The following is a 17,626-nucleotide window of genomic DNA, read 5'->3' as shown; positions in this document are numbered from 1 at the left end:
GCCGCGAGCAGCGCCGCAGCCAACGTTGCCGATTTCATTGCAATCTCCTTGCAGCGCGCAGGCCGCGGACAAGGCCGGTTCGCGTGAACCGTGCGTCTGCGCGATGACGAAACGTTTCGTACGGGCGGGTTATTCCATGCTTTTTGCGTATCGTCGTCGCCGCGCGCGAAGGGGCCGGATCGCAGCCATCGCGCGGTGCCTTGGTACACTCCGGCACGCCGCCATTCCGATTCCGACTACAAAAAAACATGAGTGCTACCCAAGAGTGCCCGCCGTCGCGTCCATCCCGTCCATCCCGTCCCGTCGTGCTCGGCTGTCTGTCGTTTGCCGTCGGCGGCCCATTGGTCGCGGCGCTCGTCTGGCCGGCCGTGATGCTGATCGCGTGGTCGTTGATCGACGGCCCGTCCTGGGAAGTTCTGGGCGTCAGCGCCGGCATGGTGCCGCTGATTTTCTTCGCGTCGTTCCTGTTCGGCTATTTCCTGCCCGCGATCGTGACCGGCGGCATCATGGGCGCGATCGGCACGCGTATCCGGCGGCGCTGGTTCGTGTTGCTGGGCGTGATCGTGGGCACCGCCACGATGATCGGCTATGTCCTGCTCATGACCTGGGTGATAGAGGGCGACAAGGTGGGCGACATCAATGCGATCGCCACGCTCGATGCGCTCGTGACGTCGGCCGTAATGTCGCACTGGCTGCATCGGCGGCTCGAACGCCGGCGTTGAGCGCAAAGCGGTGCGCGACCGGTGACGCGCATGAACCGAACAAACCGGGCAGCGCCGAGTGGCCGCGACTGCGGCCAGCGGCCTGCCATGCTTTCCTTCGTGCAGATGCCGCCGTCGCGGCGGCTCGCGATCAACGATAGACGAGATCGGCGCGGCGGTTCTGCGCCCACGAATCCTCGTCGTGGCCGAGCGCGACCGGCTTTTCCTTGCCGAGGCTGACCGCCTCGAGTTGCGTGCCCGGCACGCCGAACGTTTCGAGCGCGCTCAACACGGCTTGCGAACGGCGCTGGCCGAGCGCGAGGTTGTATTCGGACGTACCGCGTTCGTCGGTGTTGCCCTGGATCAGCACGCGCCGCGCCGGATGGCTGCGCAGGTAGTCGGCGTGCGCCTGCAGCAGCGACTGGAATTCGGGCTTCACGGAGTACTGGTCGAAATCGAAGTAGATGCTGCGTTTCGCGAGCGGGCTGTTCGGATTGTCGAGATCGTCGGCCGCAACCGTTGCGACGGTTTCGCTCGAGGGCGTCGGCGCCATGCCGGCATTCTCGGGCGTTTTCGCTGCGTGGTGACAACCGGCCAGCAGCGCGAGGGTGGCCAGGACCGCAAATCGGCTCGTTTTGCTCATTGTTCGTCTCCTGCGATTGACTGCGTAGAAAGCGCGGTGCGTGCCATCGGCACGTACATATCCGGCCGCAACGGCGCGAAAGGTCCGGCATCACGGCTTGATGCGGATTCGTAAGCCGGTGGTGCGCCATATGAAAGAGTGTTGCGACCGGAACGCCGAATCACGGCGTCGCTGCAAGTAGATTAGGAAAAATGTCACAGCGTGACCAGTTTCTTCGCATTTTTTGCGCCGACGCGACAGTCGAGGAGACATTCTTGCTTCCGCTGGCGGCGCGCGATGCGCAATGCCACGGCAAGCAGGCCGCGCACGGGCGCGGCGCTGTTCAGCGTAGGGCACGACGAACGAGCGAGGCTCGATGCGCGTGGCGCGCGGTCGGCGCAGCGGTGCAGCAGTGAAGCGCCGCGTCGTCAGAACTTGTGCCGCAGCCCCAGTGCGACGACGACCTGGTTGCTGTTCGCCGACGGCGTCAGCGTCCAGACGGTCGCGTTGAACGCCGGATTGCCGTTGCCGCCGCTCACGCTCTGGTAGACGCCTTCGAGATACGCGTCCGTGCGCTTCGACAGCGCATAGTCGGCCTGCGCGACGACCTGGTTCCATTTCGGGCGCGTCTGGCCCGTGCGCGTGTCGAAGCGGCCCATCGTAAACGTGTAGGCGGCCGCGAGGCTCAACGCACGCGTGACGAAGAAGCGCCCGTCGACCGTGAAGTTGTCGAACACCAGCGATTCACCCTTCAGCGGCGCGATGTTGCCACCCTGGAGCACGCCCGTCACGCCGTCGGTGGTCGAGTGCGACCACGCGGCGCCGACCGAGTGCGGCCCGAACGCATAGCGGCCGGCCGCGGCCCAGATCTGCTGGTTGCCGCCCGTGATCGTCGCCGAGCCGTCGACGGTGCTGAGCGCGCCGTTCGGGTTCGGCGCATTGCGGTCGCGGCTGATCTTCAGGTAGCCGGCGCCGAGCTTCAGCGGCCCGTTCGCATACGACAGCCCCGCGCTCCACGCCGCGTTGTTGGCGAACTGGCCGGCCGTATTCGAGAACCCGACCATCGCGCCGAACGTCAGCCCGTGATACGTCGGGCTCGTGTACTTCACCGCGTTGTTGATGCGCAGGTTGCGGTTCGAATCGTCGTTGTCGTACGGATGGACCGCGAGGTTGCCGCCCCAGCCGGGGCCGGACGCGCCGAGCGGCGTCACGAAATCGAGGATCAGGTCGTACTGGCGGCCGAACGTGAGCGTGCCGGCCGTCTTCGAACTCACGCCGAGCCACGCCTGGCGGCCGAACATGTCGACGCCTTTCTGCGACAGCGCGCCGGTGGTGCCTGAGAAGCCGTTCTCGAGCGTGAAGACCGCGGCCGTCCCGCCGCCGAGATCCTCGCGGCCGCGCAGCCCCCAGCGCGACGCGTTCAGTGCGCCGCTCGTCATCGCGACATTCCCGCTGCCGGGCGAGCCGGCGCCGTGCGTGCGCTGGTTCGTCGAGTAGGTGATCGACGTGTCGATCAGGCCGTACAGCGTCACGCTGCTCTGTGCGTGCGCGACGCCCGGCGCGGAGCCGGTCAGGCAGGCGGCAATGACGGTCCCCGCGACGCGAGTGGTGGCGTGCTTGTTCATTTTGTAGGAATGCATAGGAGTTTTTATCGTTTTTCCGGCCCGGTGGCCGGCGGATCGAGCGGCCATTATTGGAGATCGTGCGGCGGTCGATTAAGGCGTTGCACAGGAAAGGTCCTCTGCGAAATCACGCGGAATCGCGGCGCGCCGGCGACGAGGGATTCAGTCGGGAACGGAGAGTGGGCGGCGCAGCGGGAAGTGCGTCGTGATGCCCGCGACGCTTGCGAACGCGACGCCGGGTAGTTCAAGCCGCGGTCGCGTGCCCGTCGGTCGGGCGATTAACGGCGGTTCAGCAGCAGCATCGGAACGCCCGGGAAAAGCCGGTCGATGTCGTCGGGGTGGTAGTGCATTGCGAATGTCGGGGTGCCCGGCCGGAGCGCGCGGGGCGGCGCGCCGGTCGAATTTGTTGCTGATCGCTTGAATGAGGTTGAATGGACGGCACGGCCGGATGCACGGGAAAAAATTACCGTTCGTGCGACTTCGGGCCGGCATCGGAAAGCAACGGCCGTTGCCCGCGTCACATTCGTAGCGCGGGTTTCCCGGCGCAGGCGTAACCGTGCCGGCGACTACGTAATTCGCGACTGTTTGCGCGCTACCGGTTCGGCACAATGGACTATTGCGCGTGGCGGCCTGCCGCTTGCCCGGTCTGTCACGCATGTCGCGGGAGAACGGACATGGTGTTGATGGCTGTGGGAGGAGGCGGGGGCGCACCGGTTGACGTGCCGCAGCCGCAGAATGACAACAACCCGACGAACAACAACGGGACGAACGCTAACGGCGCCGCCGGCAGCCCTCCGGCCCAGACACCCGAACAGAAGGCCCTCGCCGCGGCGCAGGCCGAGACGCAGCGCCTGCTCCAGCTCGCGCAGGCGGAGATGGCGACGCTCAAGCGCCTGAACGACCAGGGCGCGTCGCAAGCCGATCTCGACAACCAGGTCAAGAAGGCCGAATCGGCGTGGGGCGCGGTGCAGGCGGCCGTCGAGAACCAGATGCGCTTCGCCGCGGAAGGCGGCGGCGACACGAACAAGGCGATCGCGGGCGTCGCATCGGACCTGCGCAATGCATCGCCGAAGGATCCCGTGCTCGGCGAGGTCCTCGACGATGCGCAAAAGGCGGTCTCGGCCGAATCGGCGCCCGAGCGGGCGACCAGCGAGAAGGCGTTCCAGTTCGCGCTGGCGATGCAGCAGGACCAGGCCGCGAACGCCGATGTGCAGCAGTACAACGCGCTGCCGGGCGGCATCCGGCGCGCCGATCCCGACACCGGCGCGCAACTGCGCGAGGCGGCCAGCACAGCCGACACGAACGCCAACAACGCGTACACGGCACTCGCCACCGCATTGCGCCACGAATACAGCACGTCGGCCGCGACGCTGCGCCTGAACGACGCGAAGGCCGATTACGCGGCGTGGCAAAAGGAGCCGGGCGGGTTGCGCCGTGCCGACGAGGCCGACATCACCCAGGAAATGTCGCAGGCGCAGAGCCAGTACGACAAGGTGGTGACGGGCGGCGACGACACCGCGCTGACCTACGTGACGCCCGACGAGCAGAAGCAGGTCGTCGCGTCCGTGAAGCAGAACCACGACGGCATGTGGTACACCGGCCTCGTCGACGCATTGGGCGAGGAAAGCCAGCTCAAGCGCACGATCGCGACGATCAATCCCGACGATCCGTCGCTGTCGCCGCAGATGAAGCAGCTCGCGCAGTCCGATCCGGTCACGTTCGCGCTGCTGCAGGACACCGGCCAGACCGTCGATCCGAACGACCCGAAGCTGTCGCCGCAGGAAAAGGCGCTGGCCCAGCAGAATCCGCTCGCGGAAGCGTTCGTCAAGCTGACGGGCGTTCCGGTGAGAACGGACGGCCTGAGCGACGCGAACGCCAAGGCACTGAACGGCCAGATCGACCAGGCGGGCGGCGTGTTCGCGTATGCGATGGCGCACGTCGACAAGAATTCGCCCGGTTACCAGCAGATCCAGATGCTGCTCGCGGCGGCGCCCGACGTCCGGCTGCAATACACGAAGCAGCAGGTCGCGCAACTGATGCAGAACCCGGGCAGCAACCCCGGCGCGGCGCTGCAGGTGCTGACGACCAACATGGACGCGTCGTTCTCGCTGGACGAGCGCCAGACACTGTGGACGCAGGCCGGCCAGCCGCATTTCAACGCGAGCTTCATCCATTCGCAGATCGATCCGCTGATGCAGAAGCCGGATTCGCAGGCGACGGACCCAGCCAGCATGCAGGCGCGTTCAGACGGCAGGATGAACGCCGACAAGGCCGGCAAGTGGATGCAGGACATCCTGAACAATGCGCCGCCCGAATTCGCGGGCGTCGTGCTCGACACCGTCGAGAAGGATTTCAGCAACAAGTGGATGCAGACGAACACGGGCACGCCGCAGCCATACGGGCAAGGCACCGAGTTCTACAAGGGGCTCAGCAAGGCGGTCGGGCTGGCCGACCAGCAGCCGACCGCGAGCGGCGTGCCCGTGCAGCGCGAGGACGACGTCGCGAACTGGCTGCTCGACGACAAGGGCAACGCGAAGACGCTGATCTATACGCTGCGCGGCAGCAACACGGGATACGGTTTCGACACGGTGCGCGAGGCCCTTTCGTCGGGCGTCGATCGGGCGTTGTCGAAGGCGCTGCTGTCGAAGATGCAGAACGACGACCGCTTCCGCGCGGGCTTCGCGAACGACTTCCAGCTGCGTTACCAGCAAGGTACCGAGCACGCGCAGAGCAACCAGAACAAGCAGGCTGCGTCGGCCAGCTACAAGCTGTTCCAGGCCGATCCGGACAAGCAGCTGAAGGCGTATTTCGACGACTTCCAGAAAAACTTCAACGACAAGTCCTATACGTTCACCACCGGCTCCGATCAGATGACGAACTTCGTCGGCGCCGGGCTCGGGATCCAGCCCGACGTCCCCGGCGCGGTGCCGACCGACAGGAACGACGTGCCGTCGATGGCGATGCTCGAGCAGTTGATCGTCGGCAACGGGCAGTTGCAGAACGGCACGGCCGTCAACAGCCAGTCGCTGTACGCGCAGAACTCGGCCGCGACGCAGATGATCCAGACCGTCGTCGACCAGATCCGGAAAGTCGGCGGCGATCACGCGGTCGTATCGCTGGTGCCGATCTACTATGTGTCGAAGGGGACGGGCACCGCACCGAGCGCGCTGTTCAAGGTGCAGGTCGCCGACCATCCGGGCCAGTACAAGCTGATCGACGATCGCGGCTGGAAGTACGACACCGTCGACGATTACCAGCACAACAACGCGCTGTCGGACGACGGCAAGCTGTACGTGCCGAAGAGCCTGACGAGCGATTCCGCGTCCGGCGATTTCTCGCAATACGAGCCGATCGACGCGCACAAGACGGAGTGGTACCAGCACGCCGAACACTACCTCGAGATCGGCACCGGCATTCTCGCCGCGGCCGGCGGCGTCGTGCTGGTCGCGAGCGGCATCGGCGCGCCGGTCGGCGGCGTGCTGCTCGGCGCCGCGTGGACGGCGGTAGGCGCGGGCATGGCCGTCGGCGTGCCGGCCGCGATCGGCGACCTGAAGAACCTGAGCGATCACGGCCAGTCGACCGGCTTCGGCAACGCACAGGCGCGCGGCGACTGGATCAGCCTGATCGGCAGCGGCGCGGGCATCGCGGGCGGCGGTCTCGGCGTGGCGGCGAAGTCGCTCGCGGAGGCCTCGTCGCTGCTGCGTACGACGGGGCAGGTCTCGGACCTGCTCACGGTGGCTTCGCGCGGCGACGGCGTCGCCGCCGACATGGCCGGTCTCGGCCGTTTCACGCAGGAAGCCGACGCGTTCCAGTCGCTCGCGCAGACGACGGGCCGCACGTCCGGCGTGCTCAATGTGTCGGGCGGCGTGGTCGGCGGCTACCAGATGCTCGACCAGGGTGCGTCGCTGGTGAAGAACTGGGACGCATTGTCCGAATCCGACCGCGCGCAGCAACTGCTGAACCTCGGCATTGGCGTCGCGCAGATGGGGCTCGGCTCGCACACGCTGATGGAGCGGCCGATCCGCGCGATCACGAAAACGCCCGCGCCGCCGACAATCCCGAGGCCGGTCGCATTCGACGTCGCGAACGCGATGTTCGCCAACGGGCTGGCGAACCAGCGGCTCGCGGTCGGCGAGATCGGCAACCCATGGCAGCACGCGGAGGACCAGGCGCACAGTTTCGGCGAACCGGCCGACGACGGCGGCACGGTCGCGCCGGCCGACAAGGGGCTGCGGGCGCGCTTCTCCGATTGGCTGCGCGCGCGCCGCACACAGGGCACGCCGGACGATGGCGCGATCGCGTTGCGGCTCGCACCCGACGGTGAACCGATCGACGGCGCGGCGACGCCGGCCGTCGCCGACGCACTGGCGGGCGAGGGTGCGTCGTCGCAGGCCAAAGCCGGCGTGCCGGCCAACGGCGCGCGCCCCGCGTCGTGGGAGATTCCCGCGCGTATTGCGGCCGATCGGGCGATGCTGAGCGAAGTGGTCGGGCGGATCCTCGAAAGCGGCAATCGGCTCGAGGACGTCGAGTACTACGTGTATGCGCTGGAGGATGCCGAAGGCAACGTGCGCAACCCCGAGGACGACGGGCTACCCGCGACCGAAAAGGGCAACCTGCTCGACGACATGAACGCGGCGAAGGCGGACGAGCAGCGCGCGAAGGCGGCCGACGATGCGCCGGCGCACGCGGCCGCTGCGCCGGATGAGGACGGCACGATCGGCGTGACACGCTACACGACGTACCACGACGCGCTGATGGTCGGCGCCGACGGCGTCGCGGGGGGCCGCTACCGGATTGCGCTGGTCGATCACGGGGCGCTCGCCGCGGACGGCACGGTGCCGCCCGAAGCGGTCGTCGGCCATGTCGGGCTGACCGACGCCGGCGATGCGTTCATGCTGTCGATGAACGATGCGTACGACCGCACGCTGCGCGTGGTGTACCCGCGCGGCTTCGATCCGCAGAAGCCGCTGATCCGCAGCGAGGACGGCCGGCGCGTCGACGTGATCAACGCGCCGTTCGGCATGAGCGAAACGCAGTGGGCCGCCTATCCGCGCCGCGAGGCCGACCTCGCGATCTATTCGAACAACGCGGGCCAGCCCGAGAACCGGCTGCCGCCGGGCGAGCGGCCGTTGATGCCGGTGCCGCCCGGTTACTTCGCCGTGTACGCGCACGCGTGGGCCGATGCATTCGCGAGCGCGACCGGCAAGGCGATGAGCGCGGAAGACATGGCCGAGATGGTGCGCCAGAGCGGCTGGGACGGCAAATCGCCGGTGATCCTCTATGCGTGCGGCGCCGGCACGCGCGTGAGTCCGCTCGCGCAATTGCTCGCGAACGTGCTGGGCGTCGACGTGTACGGCGCCAGCGGCTTCGTCGCATGGCGTTCGCCGCGCTATCGCACCGACGGCAGTCCCGATTCCGGTTATACGAGCGGCATCCTGATCGAGCCCGGTGCGCCCGATCGGGACGGCGTACCGGACCATTCCGTCAGCGGCGAACCGCGCACCTACCGATTCTCGCCGGCGCTCGCGGTCATCGACCAGGGCGCGCATCCGGTCAACTGGAGCGGCGTCGCGCCGCGCCCGGTGTCGAATCAGTGGGGCGGCAGCGCGACGACGGGCGACGTGCGGGTGCCGATCGGCGTGTACGTGTGGCGCATGTTGACGAAACGCGGGTCGATCATCAATCCGCGCAGCGGCCGTTCCGCCAGCGCCCTCGAGATGACGCACGCGCTGGAGGATCTGGCGTGGAAAGGCTATACGCCGGGCACGCCGATCGCGCTGGATGGGCCGCGCAGCGGCGCCAATCCCGAGTTGCTGCAAGAGTTCGCGGACCTGATCCAGGCGCCGGTATTCGGCCGGCTGGGCGACGACGACGCGGCCGGATGGTGGCGCGCGCTCCCCAATCCGAACCGCCGGCTCGCGCGCTTCCAGATCGAACCCGACGTGAGCGGCAAGTTCTCGCCGGGCCGCGCGCAGCCGGTTCGCGTCAATCCGCTGGAACTGCGGCCCGTACCGGGGTCGAGTGTCGTGAACCTGCTCGGTCACGCGACCGCGCGGCAGTTCCTGAAGGTGTCGGGTTTCGATATCGTCGAATCGCACGGCACGAAGCCGAGCGACGTCAGCTGGGACAGCTCGATCGCCGTCACGACCGACGGCAAGACGATCGCGCCGAAGGAGTTCGCGCGCAGGCTGCTGGAGGATCCGGCCTATACGGAGGGCAACGGCGTGCTGCTGACGGGCTGCTATCTCGCCTCCGGCGGTTATCCGTTTGCGCAGGAGCTCGCGTATGAGCTGCAGGTGCCCGTGATCGCGTCGATCTCGTCCAACTCGGTGCGCGGCACCGGCGCGCTGGAAATCTATCCGCTCGACGGCGATATCGGCGTGCCGGCTCACGATCCTGACGTCGCGACGCGGCTCTATCTGCATGTGCCCGAGGCGCCCGATGCCAGCGACCCGCCGATGGTGTTTGCGCAGCGCGGCGAACCGGCGGCGCGCACGACCGCGCATGGCGATGCGCCGGTTGAACCGGTGCATCCGATCGAAGCGCAGATCGATCCGGACGCGGACAGCGGGCGGCGCGGCGCCGGCGGTGCGCCGGGTCATGCCGGCCGGCAGGGCGTGACGCCCGGCGGGCCCGCGCATCCGCGGCTCGCGCCCGAGCCGGACGCGGGCGAACCGCCGGTCTACGAGCCGACACCGCTCGTGGAGGTCGGGCCGGGGCAGATCTTCACGGCGGACGAGTGGGCCGCGCGCACCGAGCAGGTCGCCGAAGCCGAGGCCGACGATGGCCTGTCGGGGAAAACGCAGAAAATCTATCCGCCGACCAGCCGCGTCTATACGGACCGCAAGATCGCCAACGGTGGTGTGGTCACGACGACGGTCCACGGCGACTCGGTGCTGCAGCCCGGATTCGACGACGTGACCGGCGTCGACGCGACGCAGCATCCCGAATTCCTGCGTCCGGCCGACACGCTGCTGATGTCGCCCGACGATCCGCTGCACCCGATCGGCACGCGCGGGCTGATGTCGCCGCCCGGTCATCACGTGGTGTTCGGACACGGGATGTCGGCCGACGCGATGCTGGGCCCGGACGGCCGGCCGCTCACGCCGGACGAGGTGGCCGAGCGCGTCGCGCCGCATCTCGAGCCGGGGCAGGACGTCACGCTGTATTCCTGCTTCGGCGGATCGAACAAGCACGATCCGCTGCGCGTGGCGCCGGGCCAGGTGCGGGCCGCGAGCACGACGTTCGCGGCGGCGCTTGCCCAGCGACTGTCCGAAATCACCGGACGGCCGACATCGGTCTGGGCGCCGCCGGACATCCTGCTCGTGGAACCCGACGGTTCGGCCACCGTGCGCGGAACGCGACTGACGGGTCAGGTCGACAAGGATCGCCTACCGATGCAAAGCTTCCGCGGCGACCCTGCGCGCGCGGGCCGCCCGGCGCTGCCCGCAGGGCCGCATGCGGAACCGGCGCAGACGACCACCCGCACCGCGTCGCGTCCGATGGCCGATCCGCCGCCGCGTCCCACGGTGCCGCGCGTGCCCGATCCGACGTTTGCCGATCCCGACTACGACTTCAGCGCGATTCCGGACGACACGTTCGAATCGGTCACGCTCGACCATCCGTTCCGCACCGCGCTGGCCGACCGGCCGGGCGTGATCGGCGACGCCGCGCGCGTCACGCAACCCGGCGGCACCGTGAGCCAGTACTGGCCGAGCTATTTCCTCGACGGCGCCGAACCGACCCGCGTGATCGACGACGTGATGCAGGCGTTCGACGCCGCCGGGCTGACCAACCTGCGCGTCGAATTCGTGACGCAGGACGGCAGCATCGAACTCGGCAGCGGTACCGATTTCGGCGCGCTCGATCCCGAGGCGGGCTGGTTCCGGTTCAGCGGGAAGGTGCCCGACGCGCCGGCGGCGGCCGTAACGCACGCGCCGCGCCGCGCGGGTGCCGATGCCCCGCTCGCGTTGCCGGAAGGCGCGCGGACGGTCGCGCACGACGATCTCGGGCAGGCACTCGATGCCGCGCAAACCGGGCCGCGCAATCACGCATACGTGCCGACCGAAGCGTTGCCGGATGGCACCGCGTTCGCACAGGGCGACCTGACGCCGCAGGAGCGCGTCGCGGCCAGCGCCGCCGCGAACCTCGCCGCGGTCGAGGGCGCCGCACCGACCGACGTTGTGCTGCTGTCGGCGCTCGGCCACGATCCGGCGAGCGCGCTGCGCATCACCACGCCCGACGGCGGCGAGCTGTACAAGCCGGCCGGCGTCGACATGTATGTCGTGCGAACCCGCGATGCGGCGACCGGCGACGTGTCGTACCGGCTCGCCGGCGTCGATCGTTCGGGCTTGCCGGAGGGCTATACGGTCGTGCATGCCGGCGGAACGCGTGCGGTCGGCGCGGTCGACGGCAGCCCGACCTGGCCGACGATCGGGCCGGGAGGGCCGGCCGGCCGTCTCGCGAGCGCCGGGGGCGACCCGTCCGGCTCGACGCCTGCCGCCGTGCCCGGTCATTCGGCCGTGCCTGCCACACCGGAAAGTACCGCCGTGGCCGAAGCGGAGCAGGCGCGTGCCGCGTCATGGCTCGACACGCTCGGCCGCCGCACGCTCACGCGGGTCGACGGCCGGCATGCACCGACGCTGGACGGGCTCGCTCGCCAGCTCGGCCCCAACGCACATGTGCTGATCACGTCGCATGCCAAGCCGCCCGCCGGGACCGCCGCACGCCCGGCACCGGTATTCGTCGCGGTGCTCGAGACCGACGCGAACGGCGCGCTCGGCCCGGTGCGGATGCTGGACGGCAAGCGCGTACCGCACGCGCTCAGCAAGGCGCTGGAGAATGCCGGCAGCGGCGGCCGACGCGCACGAGGCAAGTACGATTTCTATGTGTCGCCGGTCGCGCACGACGAACTGGTGCGATTCGGCGGCCCGTCGAAGATCGAGACGCCGGACGGCAAGATGTCGTGGCCGGTGACGACGTCGGGCCACACGATCGAGCAGACGCTCGCCGCCGATGTGTCGAAGCTGCAGGACGCACCGGTCTTCAAGCGGCCGCGCCAGGCCGTGCGCGCGGTGTCCGGCGAGCAACGCTGGATTCACGTGGTCGACGACGAGACGGGCAAGGTGCTCGGCCATGCGGAACGCAACACGAACCACGAGTGGAAGTACTTCGAGAAGGCGTCGCTCGGCGATACCGAGATTCCCGAGCAGGATCTGCGCACGGTGTTCCGCCGTCGCCGCAGGGGCGGCATTCCGGTCGGCCGGTCGCCGCGCCGCGGCATCCGCTTCGTCGTCAGCGACGTGACGCCCGCGACCGTCGAGCGCATCGGCGGATTCCGGCCGGCGAAGGAGGCCCCCCCCGTCGAGAAGAAGCCGTTCCGCTCGGCCGGCGACCTGTTCCAGTCGATCGTGCCGGTACGCCGGCCGCTCTCGCGCGCGGAAGGGGGCGACGCCGCGAACGCCGCGCCGCTGCCGCCGGTCGATCCGCATCTGTTGCCGTCGGACAAGTCCGCGCTCAACGCGGTCGACTTCAGCGGCAACAGCGTGTCGCACCTGCTGAGCGCGATCCGGAACGGCGCGCTCGACGGCGGCCGCCACGTGATCTACGTGTTCAGGACCGACGGGGCGGTGGCCGAGGCGCTCGGCGACCCGCTCGGCCTGATCGCCGAGCGCAACGGCGAGATGCGCTGGTTCGACAAGATCCCGCAGGCCAACAACCCGAACCATCCGGGCGTGCCGCTCGACGAAATGCCGATCGGCAACGATCGCTTCGGTACGGACGTGCATTTCCTGCTCACGCAACTGTCGCCGCGCGATTTCCTGAACAGCGCGCGGCCGACCCGCGTCGCCGCGCTCGAAGCGCGCGCGAAGGCGCTGCACGATCAATGGAAGGATGCGGAAGCGCGCAGCCTGAACTCGGCGCCGTTCCGCGCGCTCGCAGCCCGCACGCGGCACGGCTACAACGAGGTGCTCGGTGACCTGCGGCGCTTGCGGCGCAACGGTGCCGCGCCCGCGCCGCTGTCGATCGAACCGTATCAGCCGGGCCTGTCGGCGGCCACCGTCGTCGAGTTCGGCCTGCGCAACGGCGCGGCGAAGCCCGAGCAGTATTTCGCGACGCACGAGCAGATCGAGGCATACAACAAGCAGGCGCAGCGCCCCGGCAACGTGAACCTCGAGCTGAAGGGCGAGCCGCAGGCCGTGATGGTCGACGTGGGGATGTGGCGCACGCTGCTCAACAAGCTGTATGTCGCGCGCGACGTGTCGACGTCGGCATCGCGATTCCTGCCGGTGCCGGGCAAGCTGCGCGCGCGCACGCGCAACCTGGGCGCGGCGACCGTCGCCGACAAGCGGATCCTGCAGATCTTCACGCGCTCGAACAAGGCGTTGCAGGACCGCATGGTGCCGATGGCGCGCTCGTTCTCGCTGAGCGACGATCCGGCGCTGATGGGTGCGCTCGTCGAGCGGTACGGCGGCGTGATGCCGGTCGCGACGCTCGTGATCGATCCGCATTCGCTCGCCGCGGTGCTCGGCAAGGCGCACGATCCCGACTTCCTGCGCGCGGTGCGTGCGCTCGGCGACCAGAAGAACGCGGTGTTCGACGGGGAGAACGGGATGATCCATCCCGGGCCCGACTCGGACGGCACGGCGCTCGCGCTCGACGATCTCGCGCATCTGCATCGCTGGCTCGACGAGGCCGCGCGGACCGGCTTCGCGATCCGGCTCGAGACCGCGCCGTCGCGCGCGCTCGTGTCCGGCGCCGACTACCGGTTCCAGTCGGGCACTAACGACACGTATCACGACTACGTGCGTGTGATGACCGCGCTCGAAAGCTGGTCGAACGCGCATCCCGATACGACGGCGCCGAACGTGATGGTCACGTTCCACGGCTGGGACGCGGTGCCGGAATCGGTGCCGGGCGGGGGACACGAGAAGCTGCTGCGCGCGGTGCTCGAGCGCAAGGGGCTCGAATGGGTGCACATGGGGCTGTCGTACGGCACGCACGGCGCGGACTTCATCGGCAACCAGGATCTCACTGGCGCGCTCGCGAAGCTGATCGTCGAAAACCGCAACCGGCCCGACATCATCAACCGGCTGCATGGCGCCGATGCGCTGACGCGCGTGTTCGAGCGCGTCGACCGGCAGACGCTCGCGAACCAGCATCAGTTGCTGTTCGCGGAAGTCGAGCGGCTCGGCGCCGCGGACGGGATGACGCCCGCCGAGGTGGCCGCGCTGCGCCAGAAGATCTACGAAGGCAACACGACCGTGTGGCTGAACCAGGCGCGCAAGGCGACGATCGAGCATGCGACGAAGCTGTGGGAGGCCGACGGCAACGCGCCGCGTACCACGACGGACAAGGGCGCACGCACGTTCGGCGGGCGCTGGCTGGGCAAGTACGGCGGCAACGTGCCCGACCGGGTGACGACCGGCAAGCGGCCGTCCGCCGTCGACCCGCGCGAACATTGGAACGCGGTGGTGCACGACCCGGTGCTGATCAACGACGGCACCAAGCCGATCGGTGCGAGCCGCCGTGAAGCGGCCCAGCTCGCGAAGGTCGACATTCCCGATGAGAAACGCGCGCAGGCGGAACTGCATGCGCTGCGGGTGCACGACGAACCGATCGGCGAGAACACGCCGCCGCCTTCGAAGCGGCGGATCGCTGGCGACATCACCGCGGCCACGTTGACCGGCGGCGCCGGCGCGGGCGGACTCATCTGGGTCGGGCGAGAGTCGGTGCGCACCGCGACGAATTCGCTGTATGCGGGGCTGCGGGTCGGCCGTGTGTTCCAGGCGCTGCATCACGGCGCGGTGGCCAGCCTGAAGAACGGCGATCCGCGCGTGTTCGACCGCGTCGTCGACCGTCTCGTGCGCGGGCTGCAGGCACAGCTGAAGGCGAACGGCTTCGACGTGACCGCACGCGGCACGCAGCTGGAGCAGATCGCGCACGAAGGCAAGGCGATGGCCGCACAGCTACGCGCGCTGAACAACGACGGGATGCTGTCGTTCGACGACGCGGTCATGCATACGAAGGCGATCGCCGCCGACATGCTCGCGCAGATGCAGGGCGTGGTCGGCGGGACGTCGCTGAAGCTGCTCCACCATGGCAGCCCGCGACATTCGGTCGGCCGGGTCGGCCGCATGCTGGCGCTGGGCGGTTACGGCGGCTCGATCACGATGAATGTGGCCCGGGCGTTCGCGAAAGGGGACTGGCTGGCCGGCGGGCAAGCCGTGGGCGGGATGTTCAGCGCCGTCTATACCGGCATCGTTTACAAGGGCAGCCTGCGCGGCGTGAATGCCGAAAATCGCAGCCAACTGGCGCGTACCGTGAGCGCGACCGGCGATTACCTGACATCCGCCATGAGCATCGCAAGCGGCATCCATACCGCGATGACGGGCGATCCGTACACCGGCACGCTGACGACGATGTCTGGCGTGCTGCTCGGCGCCGGGCGTCTGCATTCGCATTTCCCGAATGCGACGCCGTGGATGGAGCGTTTGCCGACCGGCATCGCGCTGGCGCCGGTGGCGATCTTCGGCGTCATGCAAGGGATCAATCTTGTTACCGCGGCGACGGCGCCGGACCATCAGCACAAGCCGCCGCCCGGTACGCAGCCGAATCATTCGGGTTCGCACGCCGGAACGCCGGCGCCGGGCGCATCGTTCGCACCGTCGCCGGGCGCGACGACGGCACCGGCCCAGCCAAATGCGTCCGCGACGCCGTCGGCATCGTCGACGCCTGGTGCGCAGCCGTCGGGCGCGCCATCGCAACCGGCGCAGCCTCCGACGAGTTCGCCGAGCGCCGCGCCGCTCACCGTGGCGGTGGCCCCTGGCGATTCGTTGTGGACGATCGCCGAAAGTCACGAAGGGTCGTTGCTTGCCGCGGCCCACGTGCCGGCCGACGAACAGCAGCGGATGTCGGACGGTCAGCGAATCAACGCCGCGCTCAGCGAGATCCTGCAGCTCAACAGGAATCTGGCGCGCAATCCGGGCGAGTGTCATACCCGGATTCAGATGTCCACCTTCCAGCTATTTAAAAATGTCCGGTTTTCAGGTTGGTTTTGCTACTTCTGTTTCCTCGCTTTAACCGTTACGCAGTGTCGAAGGTCGGCGCTTGAACGGGCAGGGCGCTCACGTCTGTTTCTCCAGTTTTTGCAGACCGACGGCCAGGTTTTTCTGGTGGCTTTGCGGTTTGCCGGCGTTGCGCCAGATCCACGATCACATGCTCGACGTCGGCCTGCGTGATCTTGCGTTGCTTCTTCTTGCCTGGCTCAGTCTCGTTTCGATTGGTCCGGGTCGAGTCGCCACGATGCGTTCGAGACGGAGCTTTGCCGATTCGGCTGTTATCACGTTGCGCTTGAAGGGCTTGTGCGACCTGCAGCACATGACTCAAGCGCTTGTGCTCGACGACGGCACCTTGATCGATTTCCGCCAGGCGGTCGTATTGCCTGCAGCGCAACGCACGATCGTCAGCCCGGATTTCGATCCGCCCATCCGGGTACTCCCAGACCTCGATCTGGCGGTCGATCAGCTTCCGGTTCTCCGGCGTGTCCTCCAGCAAGTACATCACCCGGTCGTACTGCACCGTGAGCGACTTCGTTACCTTCCGCGGCTCGCGCCACGTCAGCACCAGGTCGAGACTCTCGTCGGCCCGTAGCGGCCGGTGCGCATCGAAGTCGCTCTTCGGCGGCTTCGCGAAGCGTGCATTGTAGGCGGCCATGAAGGAGGGCGCATAAGCGTTGGCGTCGGCCACCGTGTTGATGCCGCGCAATCGCATCTCCTTGACCAATCGGTCCTGCAACGTCAGATGTGCGCGCTCGACTCGCCCCTTGGCTGAACTGCTGTTTGCGCAGAACGTGTCGATGTTCAGCTCGTACATCGCGCGGCCGAACGGTGTCACGCGGTTACCGGTCTTGCCTGGCTTCACGTTGCGAAACACGCTGGCCTTGTCGCTGTAGAACGCCCCCGGTTTGCCATGGCGTTCGATGTACGCCCGCGTCGCCTCGAAGTAGCTGAAGGTCGATTCGGTCTGCGTGAAGTGCAGCATCATCAACCGGCTCGTCGCATCGTCCACATACACCAGCAGCGTGCAGGCCGGCGCCCGTTCCTCGAACCACCGATGGTCGCTGCCATCGATCTGGATCAACTCGCCCAGGCACGCCCGCCGTGCCCGCGGCTGATAAACCTTCGGCGGACGCTGTCGGCGCGGAACCCACAAGCCAGCGTCCGTCATCAGCTTCCTGACCGTTTCCTTGGCCAGCCGAATGCCGTGGCATTCCCAGAGCTTCTCGCAGGCCAGCGTCGGCCCGAAATCGGTGTAGCGATCGCGGATGATCGACAGCGCCCGGTCGGCGGCTCCCGGGTCGAGGCGGCGGTTGCCGGGCTTCGCTCGGTGTCCCGACACCAATCCCGCCGGGCCGTGCTCACGCAGCCTGGCGACCAGCCGGCGAACCTGCCGTGTCGTCAACTCCAGCCGTTCGGCCGCACGCCATGGCTTGAGCTTGCCGTCGGCTACGTCCTGAATGACCTTGAACCGGTCCAGCTCCCGCATCGTCATCGTGATCCGCTCCGTTGCAGCCATCGCAGCCTCCGGCGCCGGACACCCGGCGGCCGGACAGCTTACGCGGCACGAAAGCGGACATTTCTATGTAGCCAAAAGCGGACATTTCTATCTAGCCACTACAA

The 17,626-nt window shown here is 68.2% G+C and carries 4 protein-coding genes and 1 pseudogene; 2 read left to right on the top strand and 3 right to left on the bottom strand.

Annotated features, from left to right (window positions below; all coding sequences use genetic code 11):
- Positions 1–143: 143 nt before the first annotated feature.
- Positions 144–722: a hypothetical protein gene (locus BFF94_RS09205; protein WP_308286034.1), complete on the top strand. Its 579-nt coding sequence runs from the start codon at positions 144–146 to the stop codon at positions 720–722.
- A gap of 130 nt (positions 723–852) precedes the next feature.
- Here the strand turns inward: BFF94_RS09205 and pal are convergent, their stop codons facing one another.
- Entirely contained in the window at positions 853–1,344 is a 492-nt protein-coding gene (gene pal / locus BFF94_RS09200) for a peptidoglycan-associated lipoprotein Pal (RefSeq protein WP_128843935.1), read from the bottom strand.
- 407 nt (positions 1,345–1,751) lie between these two features.
- A complete protein-coding gene (locus BFF94_RS09195) occupies positions 1,752–2,963 on the bottom strand; it encodes a porin (RefSeq protein WP_128843936.1) in 1,212 nt (403 codons plus the stop codon).
- A gap of 590 nt (positions 2,964–3,553) precedes the next feature.
- Here BFF94_RS09195 and BFF94_RS09190 point away from each other — a divergent pair.
- Positions 3,554–15,880, top strand: a pseudogene (locus BFF94_RS09190) (LWXIA domain-containing protein); the annotation flags it as partial.
- Between the two features lie 151 nt (positions 15,881–16,031).
- Here BFF94_RS09190 and BFF94_RS09185 read toward each other — a convergent pair.
- Positions 16,032–17,522 (bottom strand): ISNCY family transposase, encoded by a 1,491-nt coding sequence (locus tag BFF94_RS09185; RefSeq protein ID WP_128849320.1) that lies wholly within the window; start codon positions 17,520–17,522, stop codon positions 16,032–16,034.
- Positions 17,523–17,626: the final 104 nt, after the last annotated feature.

Origin of the sequence: Burkholderia catarinensis, assembly GCF_001883705.2 — a bacterium.
GTDB classification, from domain to species: domain Bacteria; phylum Pseudomonadota; class Gammaproteobacteria; order Burkholderiales; family Burkholderiaceae; genus Burkholderia; species Burkholderia catarinensis.
The sequence above is the reverse complement of the archived record's forward strand: the minus strand, read 5'-3'. Positions and strand labels throughout refer to the sequence as shown.